This is a genomic window from Ruegeria sp. CDSC051 (assembly GCF_059610665.1).
On record NZ_JBXWOC010000001.1, the window covers coordinates 313,788 to 327,359 of the forward strand.

The following is a 13,572-nucleotide window of genomic DNA, read 5'->3' on the forward strand; positions in this document are numbered from 1 at the left end:
GTCGCCATGACCCAAACTGCAGTCCGTCCCCGTATCCGCCTGAAACCCAAAGCCAATGCGCGCGGCCTGCGCCATGGCTTCCCGTGGGTCTATGCCAATGACATTGTCACCGACCGTCGCACGCGCAAAATCCCTGCTGGCGCGCTGGCCGTGCTCGAGGATGAAAATCGCGCGCCGATCGCGTTGGTGGCGGTCAATCCTGAATCGAAAATCATGTGCCGTGTGCTGGACCGCGATCCTGACGCCGAGCTGACGGCTGATTGGTTCGAAACCCGTCTGCGCCGCGCGCTTGATATGCGCGAACGCCTGTTTGACTCGCCCTTTTACCGCCTGATCCATGCCGAGGCCGATGGCTTTCCGGGTGTCATCATCGACCGGTTCGGTGAGGCCTGTGTGATCCAGCCCAATGCTGCCTGGGCCGAGGCGCATCTGGATATGTTGACCGATGCACTGACCGCCGTGACCGGCGTGACGATCGTGCTGAAAAACGCCTCGGGCCGGACACGCGGTCTGGAAGGCTTGGATGATGTCAACCTGACCTTGCGCGGCACTGTCCCGGATGCGCCTTTGCCCGTATTGATGAACGGTGCAACCTATATGGCGGATTTGGCGGGCGGTCAGAAAACAGGCCTGTTCTATGACCAACGCCCCAATCACGCCTTTGCTGCGCAGCTGGTTCAACCCAAGGCACAGGTACTGGATGTATTCAGCCATGTCGGAGGGTTCGGGTTGGCGATGCTGGCGGGTGGCGCCGGACAGGCGCTGTCGGTCGATGGGTCGGCTGCGGCATTGGAGTTGGCCGCAAAAGGGGCCGAGGCTTCTGGCTTTGCCGATCAATTCGACACGCGCCAAGGCGATGCCTTTGATGTGTTGGCTCAGTTGAACGACGAAGGCGCTAAATTCGACGTCGTTATCTGTGATCCTCCCGCATTTGCACCATCAAGGCAGGCGCTGGATGCAGGGCTGCGGGCTTATGAACGCATTGCGCGATTGGCCGCCACACTGGTCAAGCCGGGCGGATATCTGGGCTTATGCTCTTGCTCGCACGCTGCTGATCTGGGCCGCTTCCGCGACGCCTCATCCCGTGGCATCGGGCGCGCCGGGCGCTCAGCCCAACTGATCCATACGGGCTTTGCCGGGCCTGATCACCCGCAATTGCCGCAGCTGGCTGAAAGCGGTTACCTCAAGGCCGTGTTCTACCGGTTATGAAGGCTGTACTCGATACCTGCGTCATCTATCCAACGGTGATGCGTGAGATGCTGTTGGGCACCGCCCGACTAGGTCATTTCACCCCTATATGGTCGGCGCGCATCCTCGAGGAATGGGCCCGCGCCGCACGCAAGCTGGGCCCCGAGGGCGAGGCGCAGGCCCGTGCCGAGATTGCCCTGACGCAGGTCAAATGGCCCAAGGCAGAACGCCCAGCCAATGATGGTCTGCAGGCTCGGCTCTGGCTGCCGGACGCAGCAGATATCCACGTTTTGGCCACTGCAGTAGCCGCGTCAGCGGATATCATCGTCACGGTCAACGCCAAGGATTTCCCCAGAAATATTCTTGCAGAAGAAGGGCTTGAGCGGCGTGACCCTGACAGTCTGCTGTATGGTTTCTGGTATAGCGACCCGCAAGGGCTGGACCAGCTTGCACAGCAGGTACTGGCCGAAGCAAACCGCCTGTCAGGCGATACATGGACTTTGCGTGGATTGATGAAAAAAGCCCGCCTGCCGCGTCTGGGCAAAGCGCTCGCCAGCTAAGTGGGATCCCTGCTTCATCTGGCTAAAATTACCTCGGAGAGCGCGAGTGGCTGGCCTCTCGCCGCCGAGCCTCAGCCACGCGCCCATCGCTGCTCAAGCACTTCCAGCGCCGCAATCCGCTCATCCGTTTTGGGATGGCTCATCAACCAGGCGGGTACAACGCCCGCGCGTTGCTGCGTCAAATCCTCAAGCTTGTGAAACAGAGACTTTTGCGGGCCGATGCCGATTCCGGCTTTGGTTAGCAGGGCGGCGGCATATTCATCTGCTTCATATTCATCCCCACGTGACAGGCGCGACGCCAAAAGCGCAGTCAGCGCATTTGCAATCATCGCACCGATGAATGGGATGAACCGGCTCAGAAGCAGCATCAAGGCTGTCCGCAACGCATTCTGTCCAGAAAAATCAATCATCCGTCGCCGTGCATGACCCAAGGCCACATGCCCCAGTTCATGTGCGATGACGCTCGCCATCTCTTCGGCGGAAACCTCGCCATTGAGGAACTTGCGATAAAACCCGCGTGTGATGAATATTCGTCCATCCGGCGCCGCAAGCCCGTTCACCGGGTCGATTTCATATATATAGACCGGAACCCTCTCGATCCCCAGCGCCGCCGCCAGCCGGTCAGTGATACGCTTGAGGGCGGGATCGGCCAGTTCGGTCGATTTCAGGTCAAGCTCGCGATGAGTGCGCCAGACCGAGATCCGGTACATCACCACGGCATACAGAACCGCCAGAAGAATCGGAGTAATTCGGAGCATGGTTCTGATATGGGGATAAGCAGACACAAGGGCAAGGCATCAGCGTTTCCGTGGGCCTGAAAGGTCTCCAAGCTACCATGACGCAGTGGAAACTGGGTTCATTAGGATTCTAACTGTTGAAAAACGCCGCCTGCCGCCTTATCCGCACGGGAACTCGTCGGAGAATACACAATGTCCAACAATGACCACGAAGCCCGTCACCTGGAAACGCTTGACCGCGACCTTAGACGCTTTTCTCGGCTAGAAGTGGCAACCTCCCAGGTGGGTCGCCCATTTGTCGGGTCTGGCATCGCGCTTTCTTTTATCGTTGTCGCAGGTCTTGTGGCAGCCTTCCTGTTCGGACAAGGCAACAACACGCTGATCGTAGTGCTTGCGGCAATGTTTGGGGCTTATATGGCGCTGAATATCGGGGCCAATGATGTTGCCAACAATATGGGACCGGCGGTCGGGGCCAATGCGCTGACCATGGGAGGCGCCATCGCGATTGCTGCCATATTCGAAAGTGCCGGCGCGCTGATCGCTGGAGGCGACGTTGTTTCCACGATCGCGAAGGGCATTATCGCTCCTGAAAGCATGGGAACGCAGACTGTATTCATCTGGGCAATGATGGCGGCTTTGTTGTCTTCGGCGCTTTGGGTCAACCTGGCGACCTGGGTCGGAGCGCCTGTGTCCACGACCCACTCGGTTGTCGGAGGCGTCATGGGGGCGGGGATCGCCGCAGCCGGTTTTGGCGCAGTAAGCTGGGGGACGATGAGCAAGATCGCGGCCAGCTGGGTTATCTCGCCGATGCTTGGCGGTCTGGTCGCCGCAGGATTTCTCTGGTTCATCAAGTCGCGGATTATCTATCAGGACGACAAGATCGCCGCGGCCCGGAAATGGGTGCCGATGCTGGTTGGTATCATGGCAGCGGCTTTTGCCAGCTATCTGGCGCTGAAGGGGCTCAAGAAGATCGTCAAGATCGACCTCGGCACGGCTTTGTTGATCGGAGCCGCCTGTGGTGGGCTGGTCTGGGCCGTGATGATTCCGGTTATTCGGCGTCAATCCGAAGGTCTGGAGAACCGCAATAAATCCCTCAAAGTATTGTTCGGCATCCCTCTGATCGTATCCGCCGCATTGCTGAGCTTTGCACATGGGGCCAATGATGTGGCCAATGCCGTTGGGCCTTTGGCAGCCATCGTGCAAGCCTCTGCCTCGGGTGATTTCACCCAGGCGATTAGTATTCCCTATTGGGTCATGATCATCGGCGCCTTTGGCATTTCGTTTGGCCTGTTCCTGTTTGGGCCAAAACTGATCCGAATGGTTGGCAGCCAAATAACCAAACTTAACCCGATGCGTGCCTATTGCGTTGCGCTGTCCGCAGCCATCACCGTTATCGTGGCCAGTTGGCTGGGTCTTCCCGTAAGCTCGACCCATATTGCAGTGGGTGCCGTCTTTGGTGTCGGCTTCTTCCGTGAATGGGATGCTGAAAGACGGCTGCGTAAAGCCCGCATTACAGTGCCTGAGCGGTCGGTTCTGGCACCGGAAGAACGCCGCCGGCGCAAGCTGGTGCGCCGCTCGCACTTTATGACGATCATAGCAGCCTGGATTATTACCGTGCCCGCGGCGGCTGTGTTGTCGGGTGTTCTGTTTCTGGGCATTCAGGCCATCGCCGGGTAATTCCGGCCTTGGCAGAACCTGATCCGCGGGCTGGCGTTATCGCGTCAGCTCGCGCATTCCTTTTTCCAGCCCGGCCAGAGTCATCGGCACCATCCGATCCTGAAAAATCTCGCGGATCATTCCGATTGAGTGGGTATATTCCCAATACTTCTCAGGCACTGGGTTAATCCACAGGTTCGATGCCCATTGGTCGCGTGCCCGCTGCAGCCAGATCTGGCCAGCCTCCTGGTTCCAATGTTCATTGGCACCGCCGGGATAGGCGACCTCATAAGGGCTCATCGAGGCGTCACCGACGAAGATGCATTTGTAATCGGGACCATAGGTGCGCAACACCTCATGGGTCGGCGTCTGCTGGTCCCAGCGGCGGATGTTGTCACGCCAGACACCTTCGTACAGGCAGTTGTGGAAGTAGTAATATTCCAGATGCTTGAATTCGGTTCTTGCGGCCGAGAACAGCTCTTCCACCACTTTGATATGTGGGTCCATTGAGCCTCCGACGTCCAGAAACAACAGAACCTTGACGGCATTGTGCCGTTCGGGCCGGGTTTTGACGTCTAGATATCCATGCTCGGCTGTTGCGCGGATGGTGCCGTCCAGATCAAGCTCTTCCGCCGCACCCTCGCGGGCCCAGCGGCGCAGGCGCTTCAACGCGACCTTGATGTTGCGCGTGCCCAGTTCGACCGTGTCGTCGAGGTTCTTGAACTCACGCTTGTCCCAGACCTTGACCGCGCGCTGATGGCGGCTTTCCTTCTGACCGATCCGCACGCCTTCGGGATTGTACCCATAGGCCCCGAAGGGCGAGGTTCCGGCGGTGCCGATCCATTTGTTGCCACCCTGATGGCGGCCTTGCTGATCCTTGAGCCGCTCTTTCAGCGTCTCCATCAGCTTGTCGAATCCGCCAAGGGCCTCGATCTCGGCTTTTTCCTCTTCGCTGAGGTGCTTTTCCGCCATCTTCGCCAGCCATTCGGCAGGGATGTCGACGGCTTCGAGGACCTGTTCGAACCCGATCTGTTCCAGCCCTTCAAAGCTGGCGGCAAAAGCGCGGTCGAACTTGTCGATATTGCGTTCGTCCTTCACCATCGACACGCGGGCGAGGTAATAAAACGCCTCGACATCATAGGTTGCCAGCCCCTTTTTCATACCCTCCAGAAAGGTCAGATATTCCCGCAGGGATACGGGGATACCGGCTTTGCGAAGGTTTTCGAAAAAGGGAACAAACATGGGCTACACCACAAAGCGAACCAGAACCAAGGACAGGATAAGCCCGACCAGCGCAAAGGCGATTCCATATCCGGCTGCATATTGCGCGATATCAGCGCCGCTGCCGTTGCGTTTGCGCGCGGTCAGCGCCCCAAGGAGCGCACCCAGCACCGCCAGTCCCAGAACCACTATCATGCGTTAATCGCCCCCGTTAATTGACTGGTCCTTCTGCGACGTCCTGCATAAGCGACCGGGCCACTACATCCGAGCCAAAGCCGTATCGTGCCCATCTCAGACTGTCCAGTCTGACGGAACGTGCCTCTGTGGAACGGCCGACTTCATTCAGGACCTCGGCTTTCAGCAACAACAACGTTGCAAGCTGCGAGGCGTTCTCGGCCCGTGTCATCACGTTGATAGCATCGTCGATTTCGGGCAGGAACTCTGGCCCATTGCCCTGCGAAAGCGCAAAGGCGCCCAGTTGGGTCGTGATGTAGGATTGATGCAATTCCGTGCCCGGTGTAGAGCGCAGAAACTGCAGGGCAATATCATATTGGCGCAACGCCTCTTGCGGATCATCGAACTGTTCCATGCGGCCCATCAGGTAATGAGGGTAAGCGCGCCGGTGATCGGTCCAACCTTGTTCCTTGCCAATTCGGGCTGCCTTGCGGGCCTGTCTCATGCGCGATTGCTGGCTGCGATTGGATTGCAAGGATTTCTGAATTGCTGAAATCCAGGCTCGTGGAGTTTCCGACATGGGCTGTACCGGCACCGCATCACCGCGCGGATTCAGACGCGAGAGAATTTCGGGTATGGCCGTTTCGACCTGTTCACGTGTCATACCGCTGTGCAGTTGGGATGAATATGCGGCCTTCAGGATCAACATGTCGAACCCGGTCAGGACCGTGTGGATATTGTCATCGTTGAATACCGAGTCCGGAAGGCGATACAGGTCATTCAGCGGGCCAAGCGCCTGTGCGATCTCTTCGTGCAGGCAGTCACGTTTTTCCTGCGGACTTGCATCGGCGGGAATGAAGATGCCCAGTCGCTGACGGCTGCTCAGTTTGGTCCAGCTGCTTTTCTGTTTGAACCGATCCCGGCGGTACTCCGCAAGGCTTGAGGCATTGGGTACCACGAAACATGCAGCCTGAGGCAGGATGGCCTGAATCTCTTTTTGACTGACCGCCGCGATCGTGATGTTGGCCTGACCGTCCTTGATCTGTTTGATGTCTATCCCGGCTTCAGTGCGCAGACGGGTCAGCAGGCGGCCCAGATCCTTTTGAAGCGAGGGCGTCGCAGCCCCGGTCAACCGCACCGTGATCGGGGTTTCGAACCGCGTAAAAACAGGCAGTGCCGTACCCCCTTCCAGTGCGAAATGCAGAGAGATGAAATCCGCTGCCATGTTTTCATTCGACCGCGCCGGAGGCGAGGGATATGCACGCGTAAAGGACTTGGCAGGGGGCAGGGGTGGTTCGATGTCCACAATCTCGGGTGGGCTTTCGGCAGGCTCAATCGTGGCGCATGCGGTCAGGACAAAGCTGATCAAGATTGCGAGCCATCGCGTCATGGGCGCTGATACTTGATGAAAGGTGTCTGTTTGCCGATCCTGTCATAGAGCTTTCGCGCGGTATGGTTGAAATCCTGCGTCAGCCAATAGACAGACGGTGCACCTTGCCGGTCTGCTTCGTCGTAAACGGCCTGAATCAAAGCGCGACCGATCCCCATGCCGCGCGCCTCGGGGCGGGCGAATAGATCCTGCAAGTAGCACACGCTTTCTTCCTTCCAGGCATGGCGGTGGAACAGAAAGTGAGTCAAACCGACAAGCCCTCCGTCGGCCTGCGCGACGAAACAAGAAAAATCGTTCGGATCATCCCCCAGCAGTCGCGAGAAAGTGCTGTCATAGACGGAATCCGGAACCGTGGTTTCATAAAACGCCAGATAATCCCGCCACATATCCGCCCAGTCCTCGCGATCAGTCGGATGCAAGGCTCGAATTGTTACTGTTTCTGGCATTGCTGAGTCCCGTTGGGTCTGATGGTAAATTGCCCGGACATGCCGGGCAACCTGAGACCAATGCTTGCATCCGAGACTTGCTAAGGCAAGCGGCGATCACCGAGGGTTTACCGGCTCAGCGTTTGTTGCGGGCCATGAATGCCAGGCGTTCGAACAGGTGCACGTCCTGTTCATTCTTAAGCAGCGCACCGTGCAGTTTGGGCAGGGCATTGGCGCCATCGCGCTTGAGATCTTCGGCGGTCAGGTCCTCGGCCAGCAGCAGCTTGAGCCAGTCCAGCACCTCTGAGGTTGATGGCTTTTTCTTCAGGCCCTGAGTTTCGCGAATCTCATAGAACTGGGTCAGAGCCGTTGACAAAAGCGCATCTTTGATGCCGGGATGATGTACCTCGACGATGCGGCGCATCGTGGCCTCATCAGGGAACCGGATATAGTGAAAGAAACACCGGCGCAGGAAGGCGTCGGGCAGTTCCTTTTCATTGTTCGATGTGATGATGACGATCGGACGGTTCTTGGCGCGGATCGTTTCGCTGGTCTCGTAGACGTGGAACTCCATCTTATCGAGCTCTTGCAGCAGATCGTTCGGAAACTCGATATCGGCCTTGTCGATCTCGTCGATCAACAACACGACCTTTTCATCGGTTTCAAAGGCCTGCCACAATTTACCCTTGCGGATATAGTTCGACACGTCGTGCACGCGCTCTTCACCCAACTGGCTGTCGCGCAGACGACTGACGGCATCGTATTCATACAGTCCCTGCTGCGCGCGGGTGGTGGATTTCACGTTCCACTCGATCATCCGAAGCCCCAACGCTCCGGCCACCTGCTTGGCCAACTCGGTCTTGCCAGTTCCCGGCTCACCTTTGACCAGCAAGGGACGTTCCAGCGTCACGGCGGCATTTACCGCAATGGTCAGATCGTCTGTGGCGACGTATTCGGCTGTTCCTTGGAAACGTGCGGTCATTGGCCCCCCATCAAGTGTCGCGCGAAATGCGCCCTTGGGGTTACCGCGCAGCAGAAATTTTGACAAGCCAGGTCGCTGCGTCGCATGAAGGGAAATTGCCGAGTAACTACAATGCTTTTGGTTGATTCGTGCGCTAACATCCGGTGCCGTCTTTTTGGAGTTGCCCTGAAATGGTCAGTTAATTTTCACAGAAAAACAAGGTTTTGTTGTTTGGTTGGACGTATTTAGATCACGCGCAATGGCGCGGCGCCGGGGCGACGTTTGCATAGTGACAATTACTGCGCTGTCAGATAAACGCTCCGCAGAAGGGGATTGCCGCATGTCAGGTAATGAGAGAGTGACCGGCGTTGCAGGCCACACCGAGGGAGCAAAAATGAAGCAGGAAGTTTTTCTGCCTGAAGATTACCGTCCAGCTGAAGACGAACCATTTATGAATGACAGGCAGCTAGAGTATTTTCGTCGCAAGCTGCTGGATTGGAAAAACGAACTAATGGCTGGCAGCCGCGATACGATCGAAGGGCTGCAGGACAATACCCGTAACATTCCGGATGTCGCTGACCGCGCAAGCGAAGAAACCGATCGCGCGCTGGAACTGCGCACCCGCGATCGTCAGCGCAAGCTGGTTGCCAAGATCGATTCTGCCATGCGCCGGATTGATGAAGGCGAGTACGGCTATTGCGAGATGACCGGTGATCCGATTTCGCTGAAACGTTTGGATGCGCGCCCAATCGCGACCATGACGCTTGAGGCGCAGGAACGGCATGAGCGTCGCGAAAAGGTCCACCGCGACGATTGATCGCTGGGAAAATCTGATAACATAGACGCCGGGGCCTTTTGCTCCGGCGTTTTTGCGTTAAGCCGGTGACATGAACATCAGCGGATCGAAATTCGGCATAGTCGGAGGTGGCATTGGCGGCCTCGCGGCTGCTTTGACCCTGCGACAGCGCGGCGCCGTGGTGACCGTGTTTGAGCAGGCACCAGAATTGACCGAGGTTGGCGCGGGCCTTCAGATCAGCGCCAACGGGATGGCTGTGCTGCGTGCGCTGAAGGTTGTTGCGGACACGCCCGAGGCTGGGCTTTTGTCCCATGGAACGGTCCTTCGTGATTACCGGGCAGGGCGGCTGGTCTGCAAAATCGTGCCACCCTCTGCCGGGCCTACCTATTATTACCATCGCGCTGACCTGCTTGATCTTCTCTACAAAGCGGCGGTTCAAAAAGGGGTAGAGTTTCACCTTGGTGCGCGTGTGGAACGGGTGCGAAAGCACCCGTCCGAGGCCGAAATTATCCTCGATACGGGGGCGAGATTTCGGGTTGATTGTGCAGTCGCCGCGGACGGCGGCCAAAGTGCAATTCGTGCTGACCTGACTAGCAGGGAAACACCGAAATTCACACATCAGGTTGCCTGGCGCGCGACGATTCCATGGGACCGACGCAACAAGAACCCTTGCGCTGTGCTAACCATGGGGCCGGGACGGCATGTAGTGACGTATCCTTTGCGCGATCAGACCCTGATGAACATCGTGGCAATCGAAGAGAGGTCTGACTGGCAGGAAGAAGGCTGGCGTCTGCGCGGTGACCCCGAAGAGCTGAAGGCGCGATTTGCAGGTTTTGGCGGCTTGGTCAAAGAGATTTTGCAAGAGGTTCAGGACCCGAATATCTGGGCATTGTTCCTGCGCCCTGTTGCTGAATGCTGGCAGAATGGGCGTGTGGCGCTTTTGGGCGACGCAGCTCATCCGACGCTGCCTTTCATGGCCCAAGGTGCTTGCCTTGCACTAGAAGATGCCTGGGCTCTGGGGCGGTCTTTCGAAGAACAATCCGGCGTTTCGCAAGCACTGGCCTCCTATGAAGCGACCCGTCGCCAGCGGGCAACTCGGGTGGTCGCTGCCGCTGGAGCCAACGCGCGCAACTTCCATCTACGTGGCCCTATGCGTGTCGGGGCGCAACTGGCGTTGATGGCAGTTGGATCGCGGTTGGGCCGAAAATATGATTGGATCTATGAGTTCGATGCCACGGCTTAGCCGATTACAGATCTAGATCTATCCAAACCGGAACATGATCTGACGGTTTTTCGTGCCCCCGAATTTCGGAATCGATTTTGCAATCGCGCAACAGGTCAGCGGCCTGAGGGGTCAGAAGGAAATGATCAATACGAATCCCGTCATTTCGGTTCCACGCACCCGCTTGATAATCCCAGAATGAATAATGTTCCGGACCTTGCGTGCCAGCGCGAAAGGCCTCGGTGAAGCCGAGATTCAGAATTTTCCGAAATGCGGCCCGGCTTTCAGGGCGAAACAATGCATCCTCGCGCCAGGCATCGGGACGCGCTGCGTCTTCGGCCTGGGGAATGATGTTGTAATCACCTGCCATCAGCGCGGGCTCTTCACCGTTCATCAGATCGCGGGCGCGATGATAGAGCCGTTCCATCCAGGCGAGTTTATACTCATATTTCGGCCCTGGGGCGGGGTTGCCGTTCGGCAGATAAAGCCCGCAGATACGCAGCGCCTGTTTGCCGACGACCGTGGCCTCGATCCAGCGGGCCTGTTCATCCTCATCATCACCGGGCAAACCCCGCGAGACGTCCTCGAGCGGTAGCTTTGACAGAATGGCAACGCCGTTAAAGCTTTTCTGACCGTGCGTTTCCACGTTGTACCCGCGCGCCTCAAAGATCTCTCTGGGGAAGTTATCGTCGACAGACTTGATCTCTTGCAGCAGCACAACATCGGGCTGGGCATCATCCAGCCAACGCGGCAATGCTTCGGCCCGCGCCTTGATTCCGTTGATGTTGAATGTGGCGATTTTCATGCGCGACCCTCCGACAGTCCTTGGCAACCTATCGCCCAGAACGGGCCCAACGGCAAGGCGGAGAACAGGTTTGCGAGGCGCTGCCTCGCGCTCCGAGGTATTTTTGGCCAGATGAAGAAACGGACCGTTAACCAGAATCTCCGAAAATCAGCTGGCGGTACAGGCGGAGGCGCCGATGACCGCGCCGGGTGAAGCTCTCCGGTCTAGAAATCGGAGAGCGGATCCCTGCTTCATCCGGCTAGAAATACCTTGGGGGTGTGGGGGTGTGGGGGTGAAGCCCCCACGGGTGATCACATTGAAAACGAAGTGCCGCAGCCGCAGGAGGAGGTGGCGTTTGGGTTTTCGATCACAAAGCGTGCGCCGATCAGTTCTTGCGTGAAATCAATCACCGCATTTTCAAGAAACGGCAGTGAGATTGCGTCGACAATGACCTTCTGCCCCTTACCCTCAAGAACCAAATCGTCCTCTTTGGGTTTGTCCAATGCAATTTCGTACTGAAAGCCCGAACACCCGCCACCTTCGACAGCGACACGCAGGGCTTGACCCTGATCGGCCGCGCCGATCTCGGCAAGGCGGTCAAAGGCGCGTTCTGTAACTATCGGGGGCAGATTCATGCCAAACTCCAAAGGTTTATTTCTTAACCACTCTACCATATAGAAAGCCCAAGGACAGGCGACAAGGACAGGCCGTTGGACAGAGCAGGTTTTGCCTCGAATCCCGACCGCGCAAGAGGGCGGTTGGTGCCAGAGGAAGAAAGCAGTTTCCGGTCATGCTTTCAGCGCGACCGGGACCGGATCATTCATGCCAGCGCCTTTCGGCGGCTCAAGCACAAGACCCAAGTTTTTGTTGAGCACGAAGGGGATAGCTATCGGACCCGGTTGACCCATTCGATTGAGGTCGCGCAGGTGGCGCGGACGATTGCCGGGGCCTTGGGTTTGAATCCAGAACTGACTGAAGCGGTTGCCCTGGCCCATGATCTTGGCCACACGCCGTTCGGACATACTGGCGAGGATGCTTTGCATGAGATCATGCAGCCGTATGGTGGGTTCGATCATAACGCGCAGGCCATTCGGATCGTGACCCGGCTTGAGCGTCATTATGCCGAGTTCGATGGGTGCAACCTTACGTGGGAAACCCTTGAAGGTATTGCGAAACACAACGGCCCGGTGGAAGGGGCTCTGCCCTGGGCGTTGGCGGAGTGCAATGCGGCCTTTGATCTGGAGCTGCACACGCACGCAAGCGCTGAGGCGCAGGTGGCGGCATTGTCAGACGACATCGCCTATAACAATCATGACCTGTTGGACGGGCTGAGGGCGGAGTTGTTCAGCGACGAGGACATTCAGCGACTGCCGATCGTGGGCGACTGTTATGCGGAGGTGGATCGCAAGTACCCGGGCCTCGACCCCTATCGCCGTCGGCATGAGGCGTTGCGGCGGGTGTTTGGGGTTATGGTGTCGGACGTGATCGACACGTCTCGGGCTCTGATCGCAGGGTCCGGTGCCCGGAGCGTCGAAGAGATCCGGCATCTTGGCTATCCGGTCATTCAGTTCTCAACAGGCCTTTGGGCGCAACTGAAGGAAATTCGCGCTTTCCTGTTTTCGCGGATGTATAGGGCGCCGTCGGTGATGACGGTGCGCGCCGAGGTCAGCAAAGTGGTCGAGGATTTGTTTCCAATCTACCTTGGCGATCCGAAACAGATGCCCGCGCGTTGGCACGCGGACATTGAAGAGGCTGAGGATGAGACTGCCTTAGCCCGGATCGTATCGGACTATATTGCCGGGATGACCGACAGGTTTGCGCTACAGGATCATGCCAGACTGACTGGCCACCCGATACCGGCGGATCACTCGACCCCGATATAGGCCAAAGCCCAGACTTGTTGGCCCGTCTGATCCTGCGCCGCCTCAGCATCGTCGGTGGGTGGGAAGACGATCATCGTTGGGCCATACCCTCCGATCCCCATGGGGGCGCCGTCGGCGTGGGTCGCAAGGATGGGCTGATAGGTCGAAATGCTTTGCCAGGGAATTTCTGCCTGGTACCCGTCCATTGCCATTGGTTTGGCCGTTTTACCTTCGGCACCGGCCATGACCATCACATCAGACAGAAGCGGGCCGCTAAAGGTAATGTCGCGTTGGTTGGCCTCTGTGCCGTAGGGAATTGTGATCTCGACCTGATCCAAACTATCCAGCAATGCCGCGTCAAAGCCAGCTGCCCCGTCATGGGTGACCTCCAGATATCCCAGCAAGCCGCCGTCATTCTCGCCGCGCGCGGGCAGGTTGGTTTCCCCAACCGCGCCGCCAAGGGTGACCAGCACATGGCCTTGCGGGGCAGGCATTTCAGCAAAAGCCGGAAGGGCGGTCGACAAAATCAGACCAAGGGGCAGGGCAAAACGCATGGGATTCTCCGTTTAGGTGTATCTGACAGACCTTAGCGGGGA

The 13,572-nt window shown here is 57.8% G+C and carries 15 protein-coding genes; 6 read left to right on the forward strand and 9 right to left on the reverse strand.

Translation table 11 applies throughout. From position 1 onward, the window contains the following. The first annotated feature begins 6 nt into the window (after nucleotides 1–6). Together AC2FH0_RS01535 and AC2FH0_RS01540 are read left to right on the forward strand one after the other, a co-directional pair. The gene (locus tag AC2FH0_RS01535) at nucleotides 7–1,209 is read left to right on the forward strand and encodes an RSP_2647 family RNA methyltransferase (protein ID WP_496701246.1); all 1,203 of its coding nucleotides are present in this window, start codon (nucleotides 7–9) and stop codon (nucleotides 1,207–1,209) included. Further along, nucleotides 1,206–1,748: an RSP_2648 family PIN domain-containing protein gene (locus tag AC2FH0_RS01540; RefSeq protein ID WP_496701244.1), complete on the forward strand. Its 543-nt coding sequence runs from the start codon at nucleotides 1,206–1,208 to the stop codon at nucleotides 1,746–1,748. The genes AC2FH0_RS01535 and AC2FH0_RS01540 overlap by 4 nt, the downstream gene beginning before the upstream one ends. Before the next feature lie 71 nt (nucleotides 1,749–1,819). Here AC2FH0_RS01540 and AC2FH0_RS01545 read toward each other — a convergent pair whose 3' ends face one another. Next, nucleotides 1,820–2,506, reverse strand: a complete 687-nt coding sequence (locus tag AC2FH0_RS01545; RefSeq protein WP_496788356.1) for a M48 family metallopeptidase — start codon at nucleotides 2,504–2,506, stop codon at nucleotides 1,820–1,822. Between the two features lie 171 nt (nucleotides 2,507–2,677). On the opposite strand from AC2FH0_RS01545, the gene AC2FH0_RS01550 reads away from it, so the two are divergent. Then, on the forward strand, nucleotides 2,678–4,162 hold the full coding sequence (locus AC2FH0_RS01550) for an inorganic phosphate transporter (RefSeq protein ID WP_496788357.1): 1,485 nt from the start codon (nucleotides 2,678–2,680) through the stop codon (nucleotides 4,160–4,162). Nucleotides 4,163–4,198: 36 nt separating this feature from the next. Here AC2FH0_RS01550 and AC2FH0_RS01555 read toward each other — a convergent pair whose 3' ends face one another. The 5 genes from AC2FH0_RS01555 to AC2FH0_RS01575 form a co-directional block, all read right to left on the reverse strand. Beyond that, nucleotides 4,199–5,383, reverse strand: coding sequence for a vWA domain-containing protein (locus AC2FH0_RS01555; RefSeq protein ID WP_281971955.1), 1,185 nt, complete (start codon nucleotides 5,381–5,383; stop codon nucleotides 4,199–4,201). 3 nt (nucleotides 5,384–5,386) lie between these two features. Then, on the reverse strand, nucleotides 5,387–5,557 hold the full coding sequence (locus tag AC2FH0_RS01560) for a hypothetical protein (RefSeq protein WP_185956603.1): 171 nt from the start codon (nucleotides 5,555–5,557) through the stop codon (nucleotides 5,387–5,389). A gap of 16 nt (nucleotides 5,558–5,573) precedes the next feature. Beyond that, the gene (locus AC2FH0_RS01565) at nucleotides 5,574–6,926 is read right to left on the reverse strand and encodes a DUF2927 domain-containing protein (RefSeq protein ID WP_496788358.1); all 1,353 of its coding nucleotides are present in this window, start codon (nucleotides 6,924–6,926) and stop codon (nucleotides 5,574–5,576) included. Continuing rightward, nucleotides 6,923–7,372 (reverse strand): GNAT family N-acetyltransferase, encoded by a 450-nt coding sequence (locus tag AC2FH0_RS01570; protein WP_496788360.1) that lies wholly within the window; start codon nucleotides 7,370–7,372, stop codon nucleotides 6,923–6,925. Before AC2FH0_RS01570 ends, AC2FH0_RS01565 begins: the two co-directional genes overlap by 4 nt. A gap of 115 nt (nucleotides 7,373–7,487) precedes the next feature. Continuing rightward, entirely contained in the window at nucleotides 7,488–8,333 is an 846-nt protein-coding gene (locus tag AC2FH0_RS01575; RefSeq protein WP_496705978.1) for an AAA family ATPase, read from the reverse strand. 373 nt (nucleotides 8,334–8,706) lie between these two features. Here AC2FH0_RS01575 and dksA point away from each other — a divergent pair, with 373 nt between their 5' ends. Together dksA and AC2FH0_RS01585 are read left to right on the forward strand one after the other, a co-directional pair. After that, complete coding sequence (gene dksA / locus AC2FH0_RS01580; protein WP_142633326.1) at nucleotides 8,707–9,129, forward strand: RNA polymerase-binding protein DksA; 423 nt, start codon at nucleotides 8,707–8,709, stop codon at nucleotides 9,127–9,129. Between the two features lie 70 nt (nucleotides 9,130–9,199). Further along, a complete protein-coding gene (locus AC2FH0_RS01585) occupies nucleotides 9,200–10,351 on the forward strand; it encodes an FAD-dependent monooxygenase (RefSeq protein WP_496708541.1) in 1,152 nt (383 codons plus the stop codon). Nucleotides 10,352–10,355: 4 nt separating this feature from the next. Here the strand turns inward: AC2FH0_RS01585 and xth are convergent, their stop codons facing one another. Then, complete coding sequence (xth, locus tag AC2FH0_RS01590; protein WP_496691102.1) at nucleotides 10,356–11,135, reverse strand: exodeoxyribonuclease III; 780 nt, start codon at nucleotides 11,133–11,135, stop codon at nucleotides 10,356–10,358. A gap of 290 nt (nucleotides 11,136–11,425) precedes the next feature. Next, the gene (locus AC2FH0_RS01595; protein ID WP_496691103.1) at nucleotides 11,426–11,749 is read right to left on the reverse strand and encodes a HesB/IscA family protein; all 324 of its coding nucleotides are present in this window, start codon (nucleotides 11,747–11,749) and stop codon (nucleotides 11,426–11,428) included. Between the two features lie 75 nt (nucleotides 11,750–11,824). Here AC2FH0_RS01595 and AC2FH0_RS01600 point away from each other — a divergent pair, with 75 nt between their 5' ends. After that, complete coding sequence (locus AC2FH0_RS01600) at nucleotides 11,825–12,997, forward strand: deoxyguanosinetriphosphate triphosphohydrolase (RefSeq protein WP_496788361.1); 1,173 nt, start codon at nucleotides 11,825–11,827, stop codon at nucleotides 12,995–12,997. Here the strand turns inward: AC2FH0_RS01600 and AC2FH0_RS01605 are convergent. Beyond that, nucleotides 12,979–13,530, reverse strand: a complete 552-nt coding sequence (locus tag AC2FH0_RS01605; RefSeq protein ID WP_496701233.1) for a putative pterin-binding protein — start codon at nucleotides 13,528–13,530, stop codon at nucleotides 12,979–12,981. The two genes, AC2FH0_RS01600 and AC2FH0_RS01605, sit on opposite strands and share 19 nt — an antisense overlap. Nucleotides 13,531–13,572 lie beyond the last annotated feature (42 nt).